This window comes from Prevotella dentasini JCM 15908 (assembly GCF_000614065.1).
Classification (GTDB): domain Bacteria; phylum Bacteroidota; class Bacteroidia; order Bacteroidales; family Bacteroidaceae; genus Prevotella; species Prevotella dentasini.
This window is the reverse complement of sequence record NZ_BAKG01000034.1, coordinates 1-6,514: the sequence shown is the minus strand read 5'-3', so window position 1 is coordinate 6,514 and position 6,514 is coordinate 1. Positions and strand designations below refer to the sequence as shown.

5 protein-coding genes and 1 pseudogene are annotated in these 6,514 nt (G+C 46.3%); 2 read left to right on the top strand and 4 right to left on the bottom strand.

All coding sequences use genetic code 11. The features are described 5' to 3' along the window. Positions 1-54 precede the first annotated feature (54 nt). From JCM15908_RS13925 to JCM15908_RS11175, 4 genes and pseudogenes are all read right to left on the bottom strand, one after another. Positions 55-2,576 (bottom strand): annotated as a pseudogene (locus tag JCM15908_RS13925) (ATP-dependent Clp protease ATP-binding subunit). A 115-nt stretch (positions 2,577-2,691) separates the two neighbouring features. Then, entirely contained in the window at positions 2,692-2,826 is a 135-nt protein-coding gene (locus JCM15908_RS11185; protein ID WP_025003393.1) for a hypothetical protein, read from the bottom strand. After that, positions 2,816-4,264, bottom strand: a complete 1,449-nt coding sequence (locus JCM15908_RS11180) for a DUF4270 domain-containing protein (protein WP_025003392.1) — start codon at positions 4,262-4,264, stop codon at positions 2,816-2,818. Before JCM15908_RS11180 ends, JCM15908_RS11185 begins: the two co-directional genes overlap by 11 nt. Beyond that, positions 4,261-5,073: a glycogen/starch synthase gene (locus JCM15908_RS11175; protein WP_025003391.1), complete on the bottom strand. Its 813-nt coding sequence runs from the start codon at positions 5,071-5,073 to the stop codon at positions 4,261-4,263. The genes JCM15908_RS11180 and JCM15908_RS11175 overlap by 4 nt, the downstream gene beginning before the upstream one ends. A gap of 167 nt (positions 5,074-5,240) precedes the next feature. Here JCM15908_RS11175 and panC point away from each other — a divergent pair, with 167 nt between their 5' ends. Further along, positions 5,241-6,092 carry a pantoate--beta-alanine ligase gene (panC, locus tag JCM15908_RS11170; protein WP_025003390.1) on the top strand — a complete coding sequence of 284 codons (852 nt, stop codon included), beginning with the start codon at positions 5,241-5,243 and terminating at the stop codon, positions 6,090-6,092. Next, positions 6,093-6,437 carry an aspartate 1-decarboxylase gene (panD, locus tag JCM15908_RS11165; RefSeq protein WP_025003389.1) on the top strand — a complete coding sequence of 115 codons (345 nt, stop codon included), beginning with the start codon at positions 6,093-6,095 and terminating at the stop codon, positions 6,435-6,437. Positions 6,438-6,514 lie beyond the last annotated feature (77 nt).

The following is a 6,514-nucleotide window of genomic DNA, read 5'->3' as shown; positions in this document are numbered from 1 at the left end:
GCATGTATCCTGAATCTGCATTGCAGATTCAGGACTACATGCGTATATCTGTTGTTACTGAAAGGTGAGCGAGTCTTCGTCAGGAGTCTTCCCTATGTTGATGGTATCTCCCGGCTTAACTTCTCCAGAGAGTATTCTTTCGCTTAGTCCGTCTTCAATGTAGGTCTGTATGGCACGCTTCAGCGGACGTGCGCCAAACTGTACGTCATATCCCTTGGTTGCGACAAACTCTTTGGCTTCGTCTGTGATGTTCAGCGTGTAGCCGAGGTCTGCAACGCGGCGGAGCAGTCCTGCCAGTTCTATGTCTATAATCTGCTTGATGGCCGGCAGGTCGAGTTGGTCGAAGGTGATGATTTCGTCGAGGCGGTTGAGGAACTCGGGGGCGAACTGCTTGCTGAGACTCTTTTGGATAATGGAGCGGGCACGCTCTTTGTCCTGCTCATTGCGCGAAAGTCCTGTCAGGCTGCTTGCATTGAATCCGACTCCTTGCCCGAACTCTTTCAGTTGGCGCGTTCCGGCATTGGAGGTCATGATGATGACGGTGTTCCTGAAGTCGACAAGTCGGCCGTTTCCGTCAGTCAGGCGTCCTTCGTCCAATACCTGCAAGAGCATGTTGAAGACATTGCCATGTGCCTTCTCTATCTCGTCGAGCAATACGATGGAGTAGGGGTGCCGGCGCACTTGTTCGGTGAGTTGTCCGCCCTCTTCGTAGCCTACGTATCCCGGGGGCGCACCAATCAGGCGCGAGGTGTTGAAGCTCTCGGTATATTCGCTCATGTCTATGCGGATGAGCGCATCGGTAGAGCCGAACATCAGCTCTGCGAGTTTCTTGGCAAGGTAGGTCTTTCCGACTCCGGTAGGCCCGAGGAACATGAAGGCGCCGATGGGGTGGTTGGGGTCTTTCAGTCCGACGCGGTTGCGTTGGATGGCCTTTACCATCTTGTCAATGGCGGTGTCTTGTGCGATGACGAGCTTCTTCAAGTCAACGTTCATGTTCTTCAGGCGGATTCCCTCGGCTTGCTGCATCCGTTGTACGGGTACGCCTGTCATCATTGACACTACGTCTGCCACATTGTCTGCTGAAATCTCTACAAATTCCCTTGTGTCTCCATTCTGCCAACGTGTCTGCGCCTCCTTTAGGCTTTGCTCCAGTTCCGTCTGTTTGTCGCGGTAGCTTGCTGCCAGTTCAAAGTTCTGGTTCCTTACGGCAGCCTGCTTCTTCTCCTGTGTTGTGTCTATTTCCTTCTGTAGGTCTACAATCTCTGTAGCACTTTGGCATTCTGTAGGTGGAGACGCGAGCCGGCTTCGTCCATGGCATCAATGGCCTTGTCGGGGAAGGCTCGGTCGGTAATGTATCGGTCTGTCAGTTTGACACATGCCTCTATTGCCTCGTCGGTATATCTGACATGGTGGTGTTCTTCGTATCTGCTCTTGATGTTTGTGAGGATTTGCAGCGTTTCGCTGGCAGTAGTCGGTTCTACAAGTATTTTTTGAAAACGCCGTTCCAAGGCTCCGTCCTTCTCGATGGAGTTTCTGTATTCGTCTAAAGTAGTTGCACCGATGCACTGTATGGTACCTCGTGCCAAGGCCGGCTTGAGGATATTTGCTGCATCCATTGAGCCGGGAGTAGAGCCGGCACCTATGAGCGTATGAATCTCGTCAATGAAAATAATCAAGTCGGGATTCTGTTCAATCTCCTTGATGATGGCGCGGATTCTCTCTTCAAACTGTCCGCGGTATTTTGTTCCGGCCACGACGGCTGTCATGTCAAGCGTAATGACGCGTTTGTTGAAAAGTATGGGAGAGGTCTGGTGCTTGACAATCAATTGTGCCAGTCCCTCTACTATTGCACTTTTTCCGACACCGGGTTCACCGATGAGGATGGGATTGTTCTTCTTGCGTCTGCCCAAAATTTCACAGACCCGGAGTATTTCCTTCTCTCTTCCTACCACAGGGTCAAGTTTGCCGTCGGCAGCTGCTTGGGTGAGGTCTGTACCGAAATTGTCCAAGGCAGGAGTTGTTGACTTTGTTTGCTTGGTCTTGGCAGTATGTGTGTTTCCGCTATTGTTGCTGGAAGGTGAAAGCATTGGGTCTTCATCTTCTTCACCTGCCATGTCTATGCCATCCCTGACCTTTCCCGTTTTTTGTTGTAAATGGGTAAGGGCTGTCTGATAGTTGAGGTCGTTTTCCTGTAGCACTTCCTTGGCACCATTGTCCACATTGTCGTGGAGGATTGCCAGAAGAAGATGCGGCAGGTCTACTGTCTGTGTATGTTGAAGACGTGCCTCCAACACGGCCAGTCGGAGGATGTTGTTGGCTTTTTCGTTGAGTAAAATATCCGTGGGAGACAATATCTGTTGACTGTTTCCTACCTTTACCTTCTCTTCCAATGAGGCTTTTATATTATCTTTATTGAGATGCAACCTGTCGAGCAAATCGGATATGGGGCCAGACTTTTCCCGAAGTATAGCCAACAGGATGTGCTCCGGCCCAACAGATGTGCTTGCCAATCGTTCCGCTTCCTCCTTACTGAATGAAAGGACTTCCGAAACCTTTTGGGAAAATTGATTCGTCATTGCGTATATCTGTCTATATTTATGTTCTTTTGTTCTTTTTACCTTTATCTTTTTACTGCAAATGCCGTGCCAATATCAGGCACGGCATTCTCATAGTTTTAGTTCTGTCTGTGTGTTAGAGGGCTTCGTCATCGGGTTTTACGATAGTTCGTTGCCGGACTATCTTTCCCAAATGCTTCTTCTTCCTTAGCCATTCGGCTTTTCTCGCCTCGTAGTCTTCACGGTGGCGTTCTAAAAAGTTATCGGCCATTGAACTTGCTATAGATGACCGAAATCCGTATTTTGTCGGGATTAGCTTCTCCTCCCTGTAGCTTCGTGCTTGACAATCCGAGATAGTGCGAGGTCTTTGTTATTACCGAAATGGTCTGTGTGCCTGACTGACGGGTCGAAACACTCAGCTCTACAGGTATAAGAACTACTTTCCCCCAGTTTTTGTTGGTTGCTGCTTCTGATTGGTTTCGGGCAAACATATTAATGATGCCTGAAATGTTGTTGAAGGCATAGCTGTTGGTGGCAGCACTATATGTAGCTAAAAACGAAGTCTTGCTGTCTGGCAGTCTGTTCTTGATAAAGAAGCTGTGGAGACTGTCTGCCGGAATCATGAGTATGTTCTTTGGAACTTCAAGCTCATATTTGTCTGCGTTGCTGTTATTGACCCTGTAAAGCTCTATTTTGGCAGAGTTGATAGAGTCTGTCTCATGTCCTCGGATAATGGATGTAACAGGAAGTGTCAGTTCGGTGAATATTCCGGCAGGAGTTTTCAGATAGGTATGATTTTGTTCTGCGACCAAGTTCTCTAACTGCTTTTTGTCAGTTGAAAAGTTAGTCATTTGCAGTACTTCCTCCGTGTTGACAAGGTTCGTTGTAGCAGGAACAACCTTGCCTCCATTCTTATACTTGAAATAAACGTTCAGCTGCGAGGCGTTAACCTGTGCCATTGACCCCAGTCCGTTTGTGATTTTGAAATAAAAGCCGGGGCACACCTCATGCAGAAAACGATAGTTGCTGCGGAAAGCTGTAGGGTCTTCCAGATACTTGCGTAGAAGATATGTTCCGTAGTTCTTATAGGTCTTGCCATCTTTGGCCGTATATGGAGCATTGAGCCGTACATTTATATTTGCCGAATAGGAAGAGTTGTCCCTGATGCAGTCTTCTTCAGTCAAATCAGCCAACGTATAGGTACGGTTTACCGCAACCCCTTCAGGACGCAGATAGCCTTTTGCTTCAGGATCGAAGTTGGAGTAGTAAAGTTGTTCTTCTTCTACAGGCTTGTCCAGTTCATAGGCTGTCAGTTTTATTTGGGCTAATGAATCGCCATAAAACTTGGGGAAGTAGAGACGGATGTCGCAGGAGTCTGCCTCTATCTGTCCGTTCTCGTCCCGGCTCATAATACTGTCTATTGCCGGAAGTTCGTACGAACTGAGCACGTGCAATTGGGTCATAAGGTTTCCTGTAAGCAGTACGCCTGTCTCGGGGTCTTTGATACGTCCAAGATAAGCAGAGGTAGAGCGTGCAAGTACCGAGTCTGCCAAAATGCTTTTTGAAGATACACTGAATGTATCAGCTGTAATATGAAGTCTGTCCACGTTGTCTGTCAGTGAACTTCCTACCATGTCTGTCGTTTCGTCGCAGGAGATAAGGGTCAGCCCCAATGCTGCGATGCTCAATAGCAAGAGTTTTGTTTTCATCCAATTAAATTGTTGTAGAACTCTTTGAATTTTGTTTTGATTTCGTTTTCGCTTTTTGGCTGCGACATGATGCTCTTGCTGCTGTCTACGGCATATTTCATTAATTCAGCATTGACATTGTCGCTTGTCTGTATTACGCCGTCTGAATAGTCGAGGGCTAATTTGCCCAGTTCGATGAAGTCGAATTTATCACCATATTTCTTCAGCATGCCGGCTTTTGCTTCCCGGAACTCCAGACAACGCTTGAAGTTGGTTCCGAAATCATCCTTGGGCTGTTCGGAAAAAAGAGAAGTAACAACCTTTGTGTTGGTGAATTGTGGTTCATCGTGGTAGGCAGTCTTCACATAAAATGGGATAACTGCTGACATCCATCCTTGGCAGTGAATGATATCGGGTGCCCATCGTAGTTTCTTGACGGTCTCAAGAACGCCACGTGCAAAGAATATAGCTCGTTCCCCATTGTCGGGATAGTCGTTGCCCAATTCGTCTTTGGTCATGGCTGACCGTTTCTGAAAATAATCCTCGTTGTCAATAAAGTACACCTGAATACGTGTCTGCGGTATACTCGCAACTTTGATAATAAGAGGGTGGTCGGTGTCGTCAATAATCAGGTTCATTCCCGAAAGGCGAATGACTTCATGCAGTTGTCCGCGACGTTCGTTGATGGCTCCCCACTTAGGCATGAAGGTCCTAATCTCGAATCCGGATTCTTGCATGAAATGCGGCATGTTGCTTCCTGCCAAGGACATCTCGGTTTCTGGAACGTAAGGTGCAATCTCCTGATTGATAAACAATACTTTCTTTCCCATTCTCATTTATATTAAGTATGTGCAAAGGTATGAAAAAAACTTGATATAGTATGGCGTTTCATTTGAAAACATATTTAAAACCAATATTATTCGCATATTTTTAGAGTATTGTTTGACTTTTTAATAAAATTGTTGTTACTTTGCAGGCTGTTTTAATTTGTGCATCAATGAAAGTATTCGAAAAGATTGCAGATTTGCAAAACGAGCTTTTTATTCTTCGGAAAGGAGGCAAGACAGTCGGACTTGTACCGACGATGGGTGCCTTGCACGAAGGGCACGCCTCACTCGTAGAACGAAGCGTTAAGGAAAACGATGTAACGGTAGTCTCGGTTTTTTTGAATCCGACACAATTCAATGATAAGGGAGATTTGGAACGCTATCCAAGGACATTGGATGCTGATTGCCGATTGTTGGAGAGTTGTGGAGCTGATTATGTGTTGGCTCCCTCTGTCAGTGAAATGTATCCCGAAGAAGACCGTCGGGTGTTTGATTTTCCCCCACAATCTACTGTCATGGAAGGTGCAAAGCGTCCCGGACACTTCAATGGTGTATGTCAGGTTGTCAGCAGATTGTTTTATATAGTAAGACCCAACAAAGCGTACTTTGGAGAAAAGGATTGGCAGCAGATAGCCGTTGTCAAGCGTCTGGTTGAATATATCAATATGGATATTGACATTGTTGAATGTCCGATTATCCGTGATGCCGACGGGCTTGCAAAAAGTTCTCGTAATACGTTGCTGACAAAAGACGAACGTGCTGTAGCTCCTTATATTTTCAAGGCTCTCAGGGATAGTGTTGATTATGCGGAGAGGCATAGTCTGGCTGAAACGCACGATAAGGTTGTTTCCGACATCAATCTTGTAGAAGGCTTGGAAGTGGAATATTTTGAAATCGTTGACGGTAATACTCTGTTGCCCGTCAGTTCGTGGGATTCAAGTTCGTATATAGTCGGCTGTATTACCGTTTATTGTGGAATGACACCTATTCGTCTGATTGACCATATCAAATATAAAGGATAAATGCAGATAGAAATATTGAAGAGTAAGCTCCATTGTGTTAAGGTAACGGAGGCGAACCTTAACTATATGGGGTCTATTACTATAGATGAGGACTTGATGGATGCAGCTAACCTGATAGCAGGTGAAAAGGTTCAGGTTGTAAATAATAACAATGGCGAGCGGCTTGAGACTTACGTTATCAAGGGCGAGCGGGGTAGCGGCTGTATTTGCCTGAATGGTGCTGCTGCCCGTAAAGCGCAGGTAGGCGATGTGCTTATTATCATCAGTTATGCTGTCATGGATTTTGAGGAAGCTAAGAAGTTCTCCCCTGCCGTTGTGTTTCCAAAGGATGGAAACGTTTTGTAGCCAATAGATTTTTTGAGATGGAGGCGGGCAAGTAAACGAAAAGCGTTTGGCCTTTGTTTGATATAGTAAAAGTCTTC